Genomic DNA, 16,396 nt, shown 5'->3' on the forward strand with positions numbered 1-16,396 from the left:
AACCCCTGCGATAGAATCTTGAGCGTTATGGCACGATCTACTTCCTCGAACCCAAACAAACCCCGCACCAGTTCGTCGGGCACGTCGCGGCAGACCCCGTCGTCGGGCGCCCCCACACCCGAGCCGTGGTGGAAGCGCGCCGCGCTCGCCGTGCCGCGCGCACTCGGCGCCGGCGTGCGCGGGGCAGGCGGTACCGGCGAATTCGACCCGGCGTACCGGCGTGACGGATTGTGCTTTGTGATGATCGTGCTCGCCGTGTTCTTCATCGGGTCCGAATGGTTCCGCGTGGATGGGGCGCTCGGCCGCGTGCTGCACGCCTTCGCCGCCGGGCTGTTCGGCGTGATGAGCATCGTCGTACCGGTGCTGCTGGTCCTTGTGGCCATACGCCTCATGCGCAATGCGGGCAAAGGGTCGGACAACCCGCGCGTCATCGCCGGATGGGCGATGCTGCTGTGGTCGGTGTGCTCGATCATCGACGTGATCATGGCGGCCGACACGAAGACATTCTCGTGGGGCAATCTGCAGCGTGCCGGCGGACTGCTCGGGTTCATCGTCGGTTCGCCTCTCGCCTGGGGCCTGTCGCAGACCTTCGCGATCATCGTGTTTGTCGTGTCCGCACTGTTCTCCGTGCTGCTGATCACACGCACGCATGTGACCGACATTCCAGACACCGTGCGCTCGCTCGCCGGCAAGGCGCCGCACAGGCAGACAGACTCCGACGACGACCGGCAGTTCCCCAACGAGGTGCGTGTGGGTGACGACACCCTCGCGTTCGCGGACGGCGTGCCCGCGCACGATGGCTCGGATGAGGAATCCGGCGGCGCGCGCAAGCCGGGGTTCTTCGCGCGGCTGTTCCACCGCCATAAGCATGATGGCAGCGACACCGGCCTCGACCATTACGCCGGCGACGAGGCGTTCCTCAATGCGGCGAGCCGTCACGGTGAGACCGCCGAAACACGGCTCGACGGCGGCCTGCGGTCGGTGAGCAGTGGTGGAGGCTACGGAGACGACGCGACGCGCAGCATCGATTCGAGTTCGTGGTCCGCATTGCCCGGGCAGCACACGCGCCCGATGCCGTCGGGTGCCGTGCCCGCCGTCGACCCATGGGCACATATGGATTCGCAGGAACAGACACTGCTCGTCGCCCCCGAAACAGGGGAAGTCATCTCCGAGCCCACAGCGGCTCCACGCGTCGCGCGTTCATCCGCACCCGCACCCGCGCCCGCTGCGGCGAGCTCGAGTGGTGCAGCATCGGCATCCGGCACTGCGGCTGCCGCAGGCGCGGCGTCCGCGGGCGCCGAAACCGATGACGGGCCCTACCAACTGCCCGACCTCGCCATGCTCGCCAAGGGCAAGCCCCACGCGACGCGCACACCGGAGAACGACAAGGTGATCCGCGCGCTTTCCAACACCTTCGAGCAATTCAAGGTCGACGCGAAGGTCGTCGGGTTCCTGCGCGGCCCCTCGGTCACACAGTACGAAGTGGAGCTTGGCCAAGGCGTGAAGGTCGAGAAAGTAACGAACCTGCAGAAGAACATCGCCTACGCGGTCGCCAGCTCGGACGTGCGCATCCTTTCGCCGATCCCTGGCAAAAGCGCCATCGGCATCGAAATCCCGAACGCCGACCGCGAGATCGTGCATCTGGGCGACGTGCTGCGCTCGCAGAAGGCGGTCAGCGACCCCAACCCCATGCTCGCCGGCGTGGGTAAAGACGTGGAAGGCCATTTCGTGACGGCCGACCTGACGAAGATGCCGCATCTGCTCGTGGCCGGCGCCACGGGCTCGGGCAAGTCGAGCTTCATCAATTCGATGCTCACATCGATCATCATGCGCGCCACGCCCGATCAGGTGCGCATGATCATGGTCGACCCCAAGCGTGTGGAATTGTCCGCGTATGCGGGCATCCCGCATCTGCTGACGCCGATCATCACCGATCCGAAGAAGGCCGCTCAGGCGCTCGAATGGGTCGTCAAAGAGATGGACGCGCGGTACAGCGACCTCGAGTTCTTCGGGTTCCGGCATGTCAAGGACTTCAATGAGGCGGTGCGTGCGGGCAAGGTGCATGCGCCGGCCGGCTCGCAACGCAAAGTGGCGCCGTACCCGTACCTGCTTGTCGTCGTTGACGAGATGGCCGACCTGATGATGGTCGCGAAGAACGATGTGGAAAGCTCGATCCAGCGCATCACGCAGCTCGCGCGTGCCGCGGGCGTGCATCTGGTGCTCGCCACGCAGCGCCCGTCGGTCGATGTGGTCACGGGCCTGATCAAGGCGAACATCCCGTCGAGGCTCGCTTTCGCCACGTCGTCGGCCACTGATTCGCGCGTCATCCTCGACGCGACCGGCGCCGAGACGCTGATCGGACAGGGTGACGCGCTGTTCATGCCGATGGGTATGGCCAAGCCGATCCGTGTGCAGGGGTCGTGGGTCAACGAGTCCGAGATCCGCGACGCCGTCGAATTCGTGAGCAAGCAGCGCAAGCCGCACTACCGTGACGACATCGAACAGATGGCGAAGGAGTCGGAGAAGAGCGCGCTCGACCCGACCGAAGATATCGGCGGCGACATGGACGACCTGCTGCAGGCCGCCGAACTCGTGGTGAGCTCGCAGTTCGGATCCACGTCGATGCTGCAGCGCAAGCTGCGCGTCGGCTTCGCCAAGGCGGGCCGCCTCATGGACCTGCTCGAATCGCGCGGCGTGGTGGGGCCGTCCGAAGGCTCCAAGGCACGTGAAGTGCTTGTACAGCCGCAGGACCTGCCACAGGTGCTCGCGTTCATCCGCGGTGAGACCGACTCGATCACACCCACGCCGGCCGAACCGGCGGATGGCGATGCCGGCATGTAGACGCACGTTGGCGGCGCGCGAGGACATGCGTGGCATGGAAAGTGACGGCTGGGGAGTATCCTGAAGCGCATGGAAAAGCAGACAGACGGAAAACAGTCATTGTGGGCTGGGTGGAGTTCGCCACCGAACCTCGTCACCTTCAGCCGCATCATCCTTGTTGTGGTGTTCCTGGGATTGTATATTGCGGCTGGCCCATGGGGGCTGCGCAATGTGGGCATGCGGTGGGCGGCCGCGGTCATCTTCTTCATCGCCGCATCGACCGACAAACTCGACGGTTGGCTTGCGCGCAAATACAATCAGGTGACCGAACTGGGCAAGCTCATGGATCCGATCGCCGACAAATTGCTCACCCTCGGCGCGCTTGTGGTGGCCGCCTGCTATGGCGAGCTGGGCAATGTGTGGGTCGGATGGATCGTCACCGGCCTGTTCCTGGTGCGTGAGATCGGCATCACCGTGATGCGCTTCTTCGTCATCGACCATGGAGGCAAGGTCATCGCCGCCTCGCAGATCGGTAAATACAAGACGCTCACGCAGTGCCTTGGCATCGGACTGCTGATGTTCCCGGTGTGGACGTTGTGGCGTGGGGGCGCGCAGCCACTGTGGCTCTCGATCTATTTCATTGTCACCTACACGCTGATCTACTTCTCGCTCATCCTGTGCCTGTATTCAGGCTGGCAGTATGTGCATGGCGTCATGGCCGCAAAGAAGCGCGCGGCCCGGTAGCCGGTCGGAGAGCTGCGTTCTGCATCCCGCGCGCATGACGGCCCTGCGCGCGGGATGTTCGTATATATGGAAGCAGTCCGCAACCGTGAGGTGGGGCCAAGGTGAAGAAAGAGGTGCGCGATGCGCGATGTGTCCACGAGCGATCCGAGGGATCTCGACAGCGTCGAGGAGCTGCAGGCCTATTGCGATGTGCAGGCCACTGCGATATTGCGATGGTGCCAAGCGCGGGATATGAAGATTGCGTGTGCGGAGTCGCTGACCGGTGGTCTGCTCGCCGACGCCTTTGTGCGCATCCCCGGCGCTTCGCAGGTGTTCCTCGGGTCGGCGGTCACCTATGACATCCATGCCAAGGCTTCTGTGCTCGGCGTAAATGCAGAACTCTTACGGAGGGAAGGGGCGGTGCACCCACAGGTGGCCATCGAGATGGCCCAGCGCACGGCACAACTGTTCAGCCAATCGGAATATCGCTCTCGGATAATCGGATTATCCACCACCGGGGTCGCCGGACCGGGGCCTGACGGCGGAAAACCCGCAGGATTGGTCTATATCGGCGTGTCTTTTCCTGAAATTCCTGCCGTCTCCATAGAATCTTCAAACTATGCAGTAGAGTTGAATTTGCAAGGTTCCCGGGAGGTTATTAGACATAAGACAATCGGGTGTGTTCTGGAAAACCTGAGGGAATTCTCAGGTTCTTCACAGGAATAATTCCTGATACTGGAACAGTAAAGAAGTGTAGGCAGAACAATGTGAAAGGGGTGTGACTGCCATGGAACGAATGACAATCACTGAAGTGCAAGCCGAGGTCAAGAAGGTAGAGGCGCCGGCACCCGCACGTTCGGGATCCGCTCGTATGCGTGAGCTGACCCCCGCACAGCGCCGGGCGGTGATGTTCGCCCAGCAGCAGGTGATGCGTGCGCGAGCAGCCAAGAAGGCCAAGGATGAGCGTCAGGCGGCGCTTGTGCGCATGTGGCAGGAGGAGGATTCCGAAAGCGTGAAGCCCCGGGCGCTGCTGCGCAAGCATGAGGCCAATGGGGAAGTCAAGGAAGTGTCGTTGCGCGAGGCGATCGGCCATGTGTTGCGCGACCTGCGTACCCATGACCATAAAACACTGCGCGAGGTCAGCGAGAAGGCCGGTGTATCGCTCGGGTACCTCTCCGAAGTCGAGCGTGGCCAGAAGGAGGCGAGCTCCGAACTGCTCGCGTCCATCTCCGAATCGCTGGGCTTGAGCACCTCCCAGATGCTGCGCATGGTCGCGGATTACCTGGATTCGGTCGAAGGCTGATTCAACTTACCGGTATGGCTTGGCGCCGTGCGCCCGGCCGGCAGTATGGCGGGAAACCGCACACTGCCGGCCGGGCACACGGCGCCAAGCCGTATGGTGGGCGGATGTATGCGATACAGTGGGGCTATGCGTGAACGTGAGTTTTGGCAATTGTTGGAAGAGGTTTTCGGACGCAGTTACGGGCGTGCGCTGGCGCACGACCAAGGGCTCACCAAGCTTGGCGGCGCCACCGTCGTTGAGGCGCTGGAACGCGGTGAGGAGCCGCGCGTGGTGTGGAATGTGCTGTGCGACCAGATGGACATTCCGGATGGCAGACGGTGGGGCAAAGACCACACGGCGCCCCCGCTGCCGGTCGATTTCCGCGGCTGATTCACGACTCGCCGCATATCGCGCGCATTCGAACAAATGTTCGCATTTCCGGGTATGATGGAATGCGGCATGCAGGGCATGGCGGAGTGCCGGTCGCGACCATTGTGGATGGGCGGGGCGTCCGACCACATACACCTGCACAGGTTGATGGCGGCCGCATACGTGCGTTAGCGTATGGGGCACAGCAATCAGCAGAACATGAAGGAGAACCAGGCGATGGCTACGCAGACGAAAGCAGATAAGACCAAGGCGGCGGCGCAGGCCGGCGAGGAGCCGAAGATCGATCCGCGCCGCCAGGCGGCCCTCGACACCGCATTGGCGCAGGTCGAGAAGAGCTTCGGCAAAGGGTCGGCCATGCGGTTGGGCGACCGGCCCGAACAGGATGTGGAGGTCATCCCCACCGGTTCGCTGGCGCTCGACATGGCATTGGGTATCGGCGGACTGCCGCGCGGCCGCGTGGTGGAGATCTACGGCCCGGAATCCTCGGGCAAGACAACCCTCGCGCTCCATGTGGTGGCCAACGCACAACGCAACGGCGGCGTCGCGGCGTTCATCGACGCCGAACACGCGCTCGACCCGGTGTATGCGCGCAATCTCGGCGTCGATACGGATTCGCTGATTGTCTCGCAGCCGGACAACGGCGAGCAGGCGCTCGAAATCGCCGACATGCTCATCCGGTCCGGCGCGCTCGACGTGATCGTCATCGACTCTGTGGCGGCGCTTGTGCCGAAGGCCGAGATAGAGGGCGACATGGGAGACAGCCATGTGGGTCTGCAGGCGCGTCTGATGAGTCAGGCGCTGCGCAAGATGACCGGCGCGCTCGCGCAGGCGAACACGACCGCGATCTTCATCAACCAGTTGCGCGAGAAGATCGGTGTGTTCTTCGGCAGTCCCGAGACCACCACCGGCGGCAAGGCGCTCAAGTTCTATGCCTCGGTGCGCATGGACATCCGCCGTATCCAGACGCTCAAGAACGGTGAGGATGCCGTGGGCAACCGCACCAAGGTCAAGGTGGTGAAGAACAAGATGGCGCCGCCGTTCAAGACCGCCGAATTCGACGTGCTGTATGGCGAGGGTATCTCGCGCGAAGGCTCCGTGCTCGACATGGCGCTCGAGACCGGCATCGTCAAGAAGTCGGGGTCGTGGTTCACCTATGAAGGCGACCAGCTGGGGCAGGGCCGCGAAAATGTGCGCAAGTTCCTCAAAGACAATCCAGGCGTGGTCGATGAGATCGAGCACAAGGTCAAGGTCTCGTACGGCCTGATCGCCGGTGAAGACGAATTCGCGCAAGGTGACACGGTCGAATCCACAATCGAGGGGCAGCCTGTGGAAGACGCCCCCAAGAAGAACTGACCGTAAGGTGCAGGCATGATCTCCGCTGAGGACTTCCTGCGCGAACATGGGGTGGCTGGGGCTTGCGCCGCCGAGGCGCCCGAGCCGGCCACCCCACATGCGCACGCATCCAGTGCCGCCCGCAGTGGCAAGCACCGTGACGGGGAAGGGCGCCATGCCAAGGGACGCCATGATGCCGTGCGTGTACGGCGGGGGAGTGGATTCGGCTATACGCTCACTGAGGCACCGCAAGACGAGGACGCCTGCAAAGAGGCCGCGCTCAGGCTTCTCGACGCCGCCGCGCGCTCGACCGGCGGATTGCGTGGCAAGCTTGCGGAGCGCGGATATGAGCCCCAAGTCATTGATGCGGTCATCGACCGTCTCGTCGAGTTGCGGCTGCTCGACGACGAGGAGTATGCGCGCATGGTGGTACGCGGCTGCGTCGGCCGCATGATGGGCATGCGAGGCACCGTCATGGAACTCACCCGCAAAGGCGTCGACCGCGCCGTTGCCCGATCCGTGGTGCAGGAGGCGGCCGAACAGGGGGTCTTCGACGAAGCCGCGTGGGAATTGGGCCGTAGCGTGGCGCACAAGGCGCGTGCGTGCGGCGTGGAGGTGCAGCGCCGCAGGTTCTGGAGCGCCGGTGGGCGCAAAGGCCACGATCCCCAAGTGCTGCGCGAAGTCGCCCACGCTCTGTTCGTGGCCGGTATGGACGACGAGTGAGTTGAGACCTCTCATACCCCGGGTTCTGTCGTGCCCTAGGGGCACGGATGGCCATCCATCTCGACCTGACGTCGCCGCCAGGCTCTAGCAGCCTACCCGAAGGCATCGGGCGAGCAGCCCTCAAACGCCTTCTGCTTGGCCTTGCTCCCGATGAGGCTTGCCATGCGGCCGTCTGTTGCCAGCGGCCCGGTGGTCTCTTACACCGCCGTTTCACCCTTACCGGCACATGTGCCGGCGGTCTGTTCTCTGCTGCGCTATCTCTCAGGTCGCCCTGGGCGGACGTTATCCGCCATCGTGCTCTGTGGAGCCCGGAAGTTCCTCAACCGCGCGAACGCGGTCGCGGCCATCGAGAGATCTCAACCTTTACATTGTAGCATTGGACCGGACGCGTGGTCCATATATTGGCGCCGATAGCCCCAAAACGGTTCAACCATGAGCATTGTGCGCATTTCGCCTTGGGTCGTCGGCTACAATGAGTCATATCCGCACGGCGGTTTCGCCGTATCGGTCCGTATATAGCGGCGAAAGCCGCTTGAGTCTAGGGAGGTCCACATGGATATCGTTCTTACCGGCCGTCACATTCAGATCAAGCAGAAGTTCCGTGACGTCGTCGAAAGCAAGATGAATCGTGTGACCGCAATCGCCCCCGACGCGCAGCGCGTGCAGATCGTGCTGTCGCATGAGGGCAATCCGCGTATGCATGACACCGCCATCCGCGTCGAGCTGACCGTCATCGCCGGCTCCACCGTGGTGCGCGCCGAGGCTTCGAGCGCCGACGAGATCAGCGCGCTCGACCTGGCCCTCGACAAGCTCACGCTGCGCCTGCGCCGCGCGCGTGACCGCCGCAAGGACCATCGCAAGAACTACAGCCCGGTCCCGGTGGACGCAGGCCAGTTCGTGCCGCCGTCCGAGGAAGAGGAAGACATCATGGGCGACGCCGCGGACGCCAACAGCCCGGCTGCCGCCGTCGCTTCCGACCTCGGCCCCGGCGAATCGATCGAGGTGCACGTCGGTGACACCCCGATCGTGATCCGCCGCAAGCTGCACGTCGCCGAGCCGATGAGCATCGATGAGGCGCTCTACGAGATGGAGCTGATCGGCCACGACTTCTTCCTGTTCGTCAACAAAGACACGATGCGCCCGTCGGTCGTCTACCACCGTCACGGCTGGAGCTACGGCGTTTTCGAGATCGACACCCCGGAGAATGTCAAGAAGGCCCAGGAAGCCAAGAACGCCTGAGTGGCCTGGTGCGCGTATAGGCGCATGGCATGAGCAACGCCACCCTGTGAAGGAGCGGGGTGGCGTTGTTGTATGCGAACCATGTCACTTCTGTCGCAAAATGCGCGGATTATGTGTCAACACCATCGTAATTTCGTAAAATGGCCGGTAAAATGGGAACAATTTCGCTCTCGGGATTATTGTTGGTGATGTCAGGCATTAGACCAAACACACCAAGGGAGTGAAATTGGTAGACATCGTAGATAAAGCCCTTCGTATGGGTGAAGGCCGCCAGGTGAAGCGACTTGAGAACGTTGCCAAAGAGGTCAACGCCCTTGAGGACCAGATCGCGGCGCTGAGCGACGAAGAGCTCAAGGGCCAGACCGCCAAGTTCAAGCAGAAGCTCGACAATGGCGCTTCGCTCGACGACATCATGGCCGAATCCTTCGCCACGGTGCGCGAAGTCTCGAAGCGTACGCTCGGACAGCGCCACTTCGACGTGCAGCTCATGGGCGGTGCGGCGCTGCATTGGGGCAACATCGCCGAAATGAAGACCGGTGAAGGCAAGACCCTTGTGGCCACGCTGCCGAGCTATCTCAATGCGCTTGAGGGCAAGGGCGTGCACGTCATCACCGTTAATGACTATCTGGCGAGCTACCAGAGCGAGCTCATGGGGCGCATCTACCGCTTCCTCGGCATGAGCGTCGGGTGCATCGTCACCGGGCAGAAGCCGCCGGAGCGCCGCAAGCAGTACAACGCGGACATCACATACGGCACGAACAACGAGTTCGGCTTCGACTACCTGCGCGACAACATGGCATGGGAGAAGAACGAGCTCGTGCAGCGCGGCCACCACTACGCCATCGTCGACGAGGTCGACTCGATTCTCATCGACGAGGCGCGTACGCCGCTTATCATCTCGGGCCCCGCCGAAGGCGACGTGACGCGTTGGTACCGCCAGTTCGCCAAGCTCGTGCTCAAGCTCACGCGTGACGAGGACTACGAGGTCGACGAGAAGAAGAAGACCGTCGGCATCCTCGACCCGGGCATCACGAAGATCGAGGACTACCTGGGCATCGACAACCTGTACGAGCCGAACAACACGGCCCTTATCGGCTACCTCAACAACGCGATCAAGGCCAAGGAACTGTTCCTGCGCGACCGCGACTATGTGGTGACGAACGGCGAGGTGCTGATCGTCGATGAGCACACCGGCCGCATCCTGCCGGGCCGCCGCTACAACGAAGGCCTGCACCAGGCGATTGAGGCCAAGGAGCATGTGGAGGTCAAGGCCGAGAACCAGACCTTTGCCACGATCACGCTGCAGAACTACTTCCGTATGTACGACAAGCTCGCGGGCATGACCGGTACGGCCGAGACCGAAGCCGCCGAGTTCATGGGCACCTACAAGCTCGGCGTGCTGCCGATCCCGACGAACCGTCCGATGATCCGCCAGGACAAGGACGACCTCATCTTCCGCACCAAGAAGGAGAAGCTCGCGGCGATCGTCAAGGATGTGGCCGAGCGCCACGCCAAGGGCCAGCCGGTGCTGCTGGGCACCGCGTCCGTCGAATCGTCGGAAGTCGTCTCGTCGCTGCTCGACGTGGTGGGCATCGAGCACAAAGTGCTCAACGCGAAGCAGCACGAGAAGGAAGCGGCCGTCGTGGCCGTGGCGGGCCGCAAGGGCGCCGTGACCGTGGCCACCAACATGGCCGGTCGTGGTACCGACATCATGCTTGGCGGCAACGTCGAGTTCCTCGCCGACGCCAAGCTCAAGGAAGAAGGCTATTCGCCGGAAGACACGCCGGAGGAGTACGAGAAGCTCTGGCCCGAGACCCTCAAGCAGATCAAGGAGCAGGTCAAGGACGAACACCAGGAGGTCGTCGACCTCGGTGGCCTGTACGTGCTCGGCACCGAGCGCCACGAATCCCGCCGTATCGACAACCAGCTGCGCGGCCGTTCCGGCCGTCAGGGCGACCCGGGCGAATCGCGCTTCTACCTGAGCCTCGAAGACGACCTGATGCGCCTGTTCAACACGCAGCTCGTGGCGCGCGTCATGGCCAAGGGCATGCCGGAAGGCGAGCCGATCGAATCGAAGAGCGTGTCGAAGGGCGTGCGCAATGCGCAGAAGGCCGTCGAATCGCGCAACTTCGAAATCCGCAAGAACGTGCTCAAGTACGACGACGTGATGAACAAGCAGCGCACTGTCATCTACGCGGAGCGCCAGGCGGTGCTCAAGGGCGAGGACATCCACGAAGACATCGAGATGTTCATCTCCGACACGGTCGCGAGCTATGTGCATGGCGCGAACCGCGGTTCCGACAAGCCAAAGGACTGGGACTGGGACGGCATGGTGGGCGCCATCAAGGAGCTGTTCCCGACCACGGTGACCGAAGACGACGCCCGCAAGGCGGCTGAAGGCCTCAAGGGCGACAAGGCCGCGGAAGCGGTGAAGAAGCTCTTCGTGGACGATGCGCTCAACCAGTACGACCAGTTCGAAGACAGGCTCGGCGAGGAGGGCCTGCGCACACTCGAGCGTCGCGTGGTGCTCGCTGTGCTCGACCGCAAGTGGCGCGAGCACCTGTACGAGATGGACTACCTCAAGGACGGCATCGGCCTGCGCGGCATGGGCCAGCGCGACCCACTCGTGGAATACCAGCGTGAAGGCTACCAGATGTACAACTCCATGATCGAGGCGATCAAGGAGGAGTCGGTGCAGCTGCTGTTCCACATCGACCTCGACAGCGTGGCCCAGACCGAGGATCACGAGGACATCCAGCAGGATGTGCGCGACGACCAGGCCGTGGACCAGGCGGAAGTCGCGATGGGCGACGACGTCGAGGAGCAGGACGAGGTCGAATCCGACGAGACCCAGCTGCACGAGCCGGAAGAGCCCGACCAGCGTGACGACCACGCCGACGAGGTGCTCACCGCCGCGAACGAGGCGTCGATCAAGGAAGCCTACGACGACAATGAGGCGATTCCGGAATCGGGTCTGATGGGCCCGGCCCCGATCTCGCACGCCGAAGGCAAGGTGCCGGCTTCGAAGCGCCCGAAGAACGAGGAGCTGAAGACCCCGTGGGCCGACGGCCGCACGTTCCCCGGCACATCGAAGAACGCGCCGTGCCCGTGCGGTTCCGGCCGTAAGTACAAGATGTGCCACGGCCAGAACGAGCAGTGAGCTGATCCGCCGGTGACCAGCCGCTGATCAAATCGCAGGAGGGTGCCGCAGCCAGTTGGTTGCGGCACCCTCCCCGTGTATTGTCAGCCTACATGGATGACCATGATATGGGCGTGGGAACATGCTTGTTGCACGGGTTTCCTAGACTGTGCGTAACAACGTCGGCATTGTGCCGCAAGCCGTAAGGAGCGCTATGGAACAGGTCACATGGAAGTCGAATCTGAGCAAACTCGTGCGCGGGGAGCATTTGACCGCGGAAGAGACGGAGTGGTTCGTCGATGACCTGATGCGCGGCAACGCCGATCCGGCCGCGGTGGGCGCCGTGCTCGCCACGCAGCAGCAGCTTGGCCTGACGCAAGAGGAGGTGGCCGGCGCCGCCAAGGCGATGGTCGCGCATGCGGTGCCGCTCGACGTGCAGGCGGAATGCACCGACATCGTCGGCACCGGCGGTGACGGCATGCACACGGTGAACCTCTCCACGATGGGCGCGGTCATCGCCGCCGCCGCGGGCGTGACGATCGTGAAGCACGGCAATCGTGCCGCCTCCTCGAAGTGCGGCGCCGCCGACTGCCTCGAGGCGCTCGGCCTGCCGCTCGACCTCGATCCGCAGGCCGTGGCCGCGGTGGCCGACGAGGTGGGCATCACATTCGCCTTCGCCAAGACCTTCCACCCGGCCATGCGTTTTGTCGGGCCGGTGCGCGCTGCCCTCGGCGTGCCCTGCGTGTTCAACGTGCTGGGCCCACTGACCAATCCGGCAAAGCCGAAGCATATGGCGATCGGCTGCGCGAACCGTGCGATGAGCCCCATCATGGCTGCCGTCTATGCGGCGAACGGGCAGACCGGCATGGTCTACACGTCGAACGAAGGGCTCGACGAGATGGCTCCCACAGGACCGATCAGCGTCTGGGAATTCGGTGATGGCGACGTGCGTGAAACCACGTTCGACCCGGTTGCGGAACTGGGCCTCGATCCGGTCGTCATTGAGGACCTGCGCGGCGGCGAACCTGCACAGAACGCGCAGGCCGTGCGCGACCTGCTCGCGGGCAAGCCGGTTCCGTTCCGTTCCACCGCGCTGCTGAACGCCGCCTCGGCGATTGTCGCCGACGGTCGTCTGGTGTCCAACGGCGCGCTCGCAGACCGTTTCCGCGAAGCCTACACAATCGCGCAGCAGGTGGTGGATTCAGGCAAGGCGGCGGCATTGCTCGACGAATGGATTGCCGTGGCCCAGTCGCACCGCGGCTGAACCACAGCGGTCACACGCGCGCGCCGTCGTCGAATTCGTCACGTTTCGTTTCGTCATGGCCTTTGTGCTGGGCAAACAGTCCGCCGGCACCCACGAGGATGCACAGCGCGAACACCACGCCCAGTACGGAGGCCATGTGCGGTATGAACACCGTGGCGATGATGCCGACGATGCCAATCACGAAGATGAGGCCGAACACAAGCCGTGAACGCTTGATGTCGGAAAGGTCCGGGTTCGGGGGAGTGAACCCGGCGCCGTACTGGTCCATCACGTCATCGGTGTCGAGCCAGCTCGAGCGGTAGTCGCGCGGGCCCCCACCGCCCACGAATGCGTCGCTCGTCAGGTCGTGCACCGAGACGAGCGTCTGCTTTTCCTGCCGTTCGGCGTGCTTGTTGAACTTGCGGGCGGTCTTCGACTGCTCGATGTCGTGCAGTTCATGCTGGTGTTCGGAGAGGAACGCCTCCCAATCATCGCCCGAGCCGCCCGATGACCCTGCGGCCCCTGCCGAGTCGCCTGTGCTGCTATTGTTGTGGTCAGTCATACGCACTACTGTAATCAAGCGGACAGTCAACCGCAGGGGAAGGAACCGACGCATGCTGTATTGGTTTTTCGTGAAGACGCTGGGGCCGATCGCACGGCATCGCATGCATCCGACCGCAGTGGGTCTCGAGAACATCCCACGTCAGGGCGGTGGCATCATCGCGGCGAACCACTTGGCCGTCATCGACGACGCGCTGTTGCCGCTGACATGTCCACGCATGATCCACTTCATGGGCAAGGCCGAATACTTTGAAGGCAAGGGGCTCAAGGGCAAGTTCAAGAAATGGTGGTTCACGTCGGTCGGTGTGTTCCCCGTGGACCGTTCCGGCGGTTCGAAATCGCTCGGCGCCCTCGAGCATGCGCGCGAGATCATCGAAAGCGGCGAGCTGTTCGGCATCCACGTGGAAGGCACCCGCAGCCCCGACGGGCGCCTGTACAAGGGGCACACCGGTGCCGCGCGCCTCGCGTTGGAGACCGGCTGCCCGATCATCCCCACCGCAATCATCGGGTCGCGCGAGATCCAAAAGCCCGGGCAGATCATCCCCGGCAAAGGCAAGAGCACGGTGATCTACGGCACACCGATCGATGTGCCGAAGACGACGTCCGACCAGGTGACCCACGAGATGCTGCGCGAACTGACCGACCGCGTCGTCAAGCAGATCCAGCAGATGAGCGGCCAGGAATACGTGCCCGAATACGCGCAGGTCGTCAAGAAGCAGATGCAGGAGGAACAGCAGACGCTTGACGCCGCTAAAGCCGAGTAGCCAAATGAAATTATGAACAAGAAGGTGCGGGAACAGTCAAAAAACTGTTCCCGCACCTTCTTACTTATTTGAACTATACAATTTTGATAGTAATAACGGTGGGGTCTCCATTAGTATCTCGTAGTCTGACTGAAGAATCTTTTGCGGGATTCTGTTCAATGACACGATGGAGCACTTCTATGCCCAACTTTTTCTCGACTTTGACTCGGAAGCCTGCCTCTTCAAGGATTTTAGTTGCCTCGCTCGGGGATTTATCAATCACATCTGGAACTGTCCCCATCTCAGGGCCTTTTGAGACCACGAGATGCACGGAGTTGCCCCAGTGCAGCTGGGCGCCGGCGTCTTCGGAGCTCGATATGACCTGCCCTGCGGGCACGGTATCGCTGTTCTCCTCGCTCGTCGTCACGGTGAGCTTGTCCTCTTCGAGCACCGCCTTCACGTCCGACGCGGGTTTGCCGACGACCTCGGGCATCGACACCGGCATCGGGCCCTTCGAGAGCACCACATCGACGGGCTCGTTGTGGTCGACGGTGGTGCCGGCTTCGGGCGTGATCGAAATGACCTCGCCTTCCGGCACGTCGAGCGACCATTCGTCGGTGTCGGCGCTATGCACGATGTTGGTGAATCCCGCGCGTTTGAGCGAGGCGAGCGGATCAGTCGAAGACATGATGTCCTCCGGTACCGTCGACTGCTGCACGCCTTGCGAGACGACGACACGGACCTTCTGCAGGTCGCCGCGTTTGCTCACATGCGCGTTCACGAATTCGGGGTCGGTGGAGATGATGTCGCCTTTCGGCACGGTGTCGCTGTACGATTTGGATGTCTCGTACGCAATGCCGGCGGCCTTCAGCGCCTTCTCGTAATCGGCCCACGGCACGCCGGCGATCTTGCACGGCGCGTTCTCCTGGCAGTGCAACGCCTCGATCTGCGGCATCTCGTAGTAGCTGCCCGGACCGGCGTAATACCACCATCCCCATCCCGCGGCGCCTCCCAGCGCCAACACCGCGGCGGCGATGGCGACACCGATCGCCCAGCGCTTGCCCGTGGACATGCCATGGTGCACTTGGGTCGGCGTGGCATCGGCGTTGGCGGCCGTGGGCCGCGCGGCCGGCTGTGGTGTGTACGGCGTCGAAGCGGCCGTCGCGGCACCCGCCATCGGCACGGCCTGTGTGCGGTCGTCCAGCTTCGCGGCGGTGGGTCCTGTCTGAGCCTTGCCGCCCACTGGCAGCACCGTTGTGGCGTTCGGTGCCGGCGCATCCGGGTCGAAGTGGTATTGCAGGGCCTGGGGTGAAAGAGTGCGCATGAGGGCGTTGAGACGGTCGAGGGCCTGCGAGGCGTCGGCGGGGCGGTCGTTCACGTCGCGGTTCGTCAGATACGAGATGAACCGCGCCACCTGCGGGTCGATCCCGGTGCAGACCGTGGCGACCGACGGCACGTTCTCGTTCACATGCTTGAACACCATCGTCACGGGATTGTCCGCGAGGAACGGCACCTGCCCGGTGAGCATCTCCCACGCCATGATGCCGACGGAATAGCAGTCGCCCTGCGGTGTGGCCAGATTGTTCTCGATCATCTCGGGCGCAAGGTAGGCGGCGGTGCCGAGCAGCATGCCGGTCGAGGAGAGCGTGGCCTGCGAGGCGGCCTTGGCCAGGCCGAAGTCGGTGATCTGCACACGCCCGCGGTCGTTGATCAGGATGTTCTCGGGTTTGATGTCGCGGTGCACGACGCCTGCGCGGTGCGCCGCGGCGAGGCCATTGAGCGTTTCGGAGACGACGCGCAGCGTCTCGCGCACACTGAAGGTGCGCTTCGTCTGCATCTCGTGCCGCAGGTTCACACCGTGCACATATTCCATCACGAGGTAGTCGAGCCCGTCGTTCTCTCCGGTGTCGTACACCTGCACGACGTGCGGGTTCGCGATGGCGGCCGCCGAGTTCGCCTCGCGTCGGAAGCGTTCCACGAACTGGTCGCGGTGCGGTCCCTGCGCGAGTTGGATGTGCATGATCTTGAGCGCCACATCGCGCCCCAACCGCACGTCCACCGCCTGATAGACCGTGGCCATGCCGCCGTCCGCGATTTTGCGCACAATGCGGTAGCGCCCGTCGATCAGCTTGTTTTCGGGCATATTTGCAGCTTCACTCATGCTTGCTGTGCCGTCCTTCACGAAGATGCGTACCGCACCA

The 16,396-nt window shown here is 63.3% G+C and carries 13 protein-coding genes and 1 other RNA gene; 11 read left to right on the forward strand and 3 right to left on the reverse strand.

Going from position 1 to position 16,396, the window contains the following annotated elements:
• The first annotated feature begins 27 nt into the window (after positions 1–27).
• The 7 genes from OU02_RS02995 to OU02_RS03025 all read left to right on the forward strand — a co-directional run bounded on the left by OU02_RS02995 (position 28) and on the right by OU02_RS03025 (position 7,270).
• Positions 28–2,841: a DNA translocase FtsK gene (locus OU02_RS02995; protein ID WP_033488708.1), complete on the forward strand. Its 2,814-nt coding sequence runs from the start codon at positions 28–30 to the stop codon at positions 2,839–2,841.
• Between the two features lie 69 nt (positions 2,842–2,910).
• The gene (gene pgsA, locus OU02_RS03000) at positions 2,911–3,564 is read left to right on the forward strand and encodes a CDP-diacylglycerol--glycerol-3-phosphate 3-phosphatidyltransferase (protein ID WP_033488709.1); all 654 of its coding nucleotides are present in this window, start codon (positions 2,911–2,913) and stop codon (positions 3,562–3,564) included.
• A 120-nt stretch (positions 3,565–3,684) separates the two neighbouring features.
• On the forward strand, positions 3,685–4,269 hold the full coding sequence (locus OU02_RS03005) for a CinA family protein (protein WP_051918236.1): 585 nt from the start codon (positions 3,685–3,687) through the stop codon (positions 4,267–4,269).
• Positions 4,270–4,330: 61 nt separating this feature from the next.
• Complete coding sequence (locus tag OU02_RS03010) at positions 4,331–4,846, forward strand: helix-turn-helix domain-containing protein (RefSeq protein WP_033488710.1); 516 nt, start codon at positions 4,331–4,333, stop codon at positions 4,844–4,846.
• 126 nt (positions 4,847–4,972) lie between these two features.
• The gene (locus OU02_RS03015) at positions 4,973–5,215 is read left to right on the forward strand and encodes a DUF3046 domain-containing protein (protein ID WP_080720490.1); all 243 of its coding nucleotides are present in this window, start codon (positions 4,973–4,975) and stop codon (positions 5,213–5,215) included.
• Between the two features lie 216 nt (positions 5,216–5,431).
• On the forward strand, positions 5,432–6,568 hold the full coding sequence (recA, locus tag OU02_RS03020; RefSeq protein WP_051918275.1) for a recombinase RecA: 1,137 nt from the start codon (positions 5,432–5,434) through the stop codon (positions 6,566–6,568).
• A gap of 15 nt (positions 6,569–6,583) precedes the next feature.
• Positions 6,584–7,270 (forward strand): regulatory protein RecX, encoded by a 687-nt coding sequence (locus OU02_RS03025; RefSeq protein WP_033488712.1) that lies wholly within the window; start codon positions 6,584–6,586, stop codon positions 7,268–7,270.
• On the opposite strand, the gene rnpB is transcribed toward OU02_RS03025, so the two are convergent.
• Positions 7,269–7,629: RNase P RNA component class A (rnpB, locus tag OU02_RS08300), an RNA gene on the reverse strand. The genes OU02_RS03025 and rnpB overlap by 2 nt on opposite strands.
• 193 nt (positions 7,630–7,822) lie before the next feature.
• Here rnpB and hpf point away from each other — a divergent pair.
• The 3 genes from hpf to trpD all read left to right on the forward strand — a co-directional run bounded on the left by hpf (position 7,823) and on the right by trpD (position 12,912).
• On the forward strand, positions 7,823–8,509 hold the full coding sequence (gene hpf, locus OU02_RS03030; protein ID WP_022858748.1) for a ribosome hibernation-promoting factor, HPF/YfiA family: 687 nt from the start codon (positions 7,823–7,825) through the stop codon (positions 8,507–8,509).
• A 226-nt stretch (positions 8,510–8,735) separates the two neighbouring features.
• Positions 8,736–11,669: a preprotein translocase subunit SecA gene (gene secA, locus OU02_RS03035; RefSeq protein WP_033488713.1), complete on the forward strand. Its 2,934-nt coding sequence runs from the start codon at positions 8,736–8,738 to the stop codon at positions 11,667–11,669.
• A gap of 193 nt (positions 11,670–11,862) precedes the next feature.
• On the forward strand, positions 11,863–12,912 hold the full coding sequence (trpD, locus tag OU02_RS03040; protein ID WP_033488714.1) for an anthranilate phosphoribosyltransferase: 1,050 nt from the start codon (positions 11,863–11,865) through the stop codon (positions 12,910–12,912).
• Positions 12,913–12,922: 10 nt separating this feature from the next.
• Here trpD and OU02_RS03045 read toward each other — a convergent pair whose 3' ends face one another.
• Positions 12,923–13,453 (reverse strand): hypothetical protein, encoded by a 531-nt coding sequence (locus OU02_RS03045; protein WP_033488715.1) that lies wholly within the window; start codon positions 13,451–13,453, stop codon positions 12,923–12,925.
• 52 nt (positions 13,454–13,505) lie between these two features.
• Between OU02_RS03045 and OU02_RS03050 the strand changes: the two genes are divergently transcribed.
• Positions 13,506–14,216 (forward strand): lysophospholipid acyltransferase family protein, encoded by a 711-nt coding sequence (locus tag OU02_RS03050; protein WP_033488716.1) that lies wholly within the window; start codon positions 13,506–13,508, stop codon positions 14,214–14,216.
• 73 nt (positions 14,217–14,289) lie between these two features.
• On the opposite strand, the gene OU02_RS03055 is transcribed toward OU02_RS03050, so the two are convergent.
• A complete protein-coding gene (locus OU02_RS03055; RefSeq protein WP_033488717.1) occupies positions 14,290–16,356 on the reverse strand; it encodes a Stk1 family PASTA domain-containing Ser/Thr kinase in 2,067 nt (688 codons plus the stop codon).
• Positions 16,357–16,396 lie beyond the last annotated feature (40 nt).

The sequence above is a fragment of the Bifidobacterium pseudolongum subsp. pseudolongum DSM 20099 genome (genome assembly GCF_000771225.1).
In the GTDB taxonomy this organism is placed as follows: Bacteria; Actinomycetota; Actinomycetes; order Actinomycetales; family Bifidobacteriaceae; genus Bifidobacterium; species Bifidobacterium pseudolongum.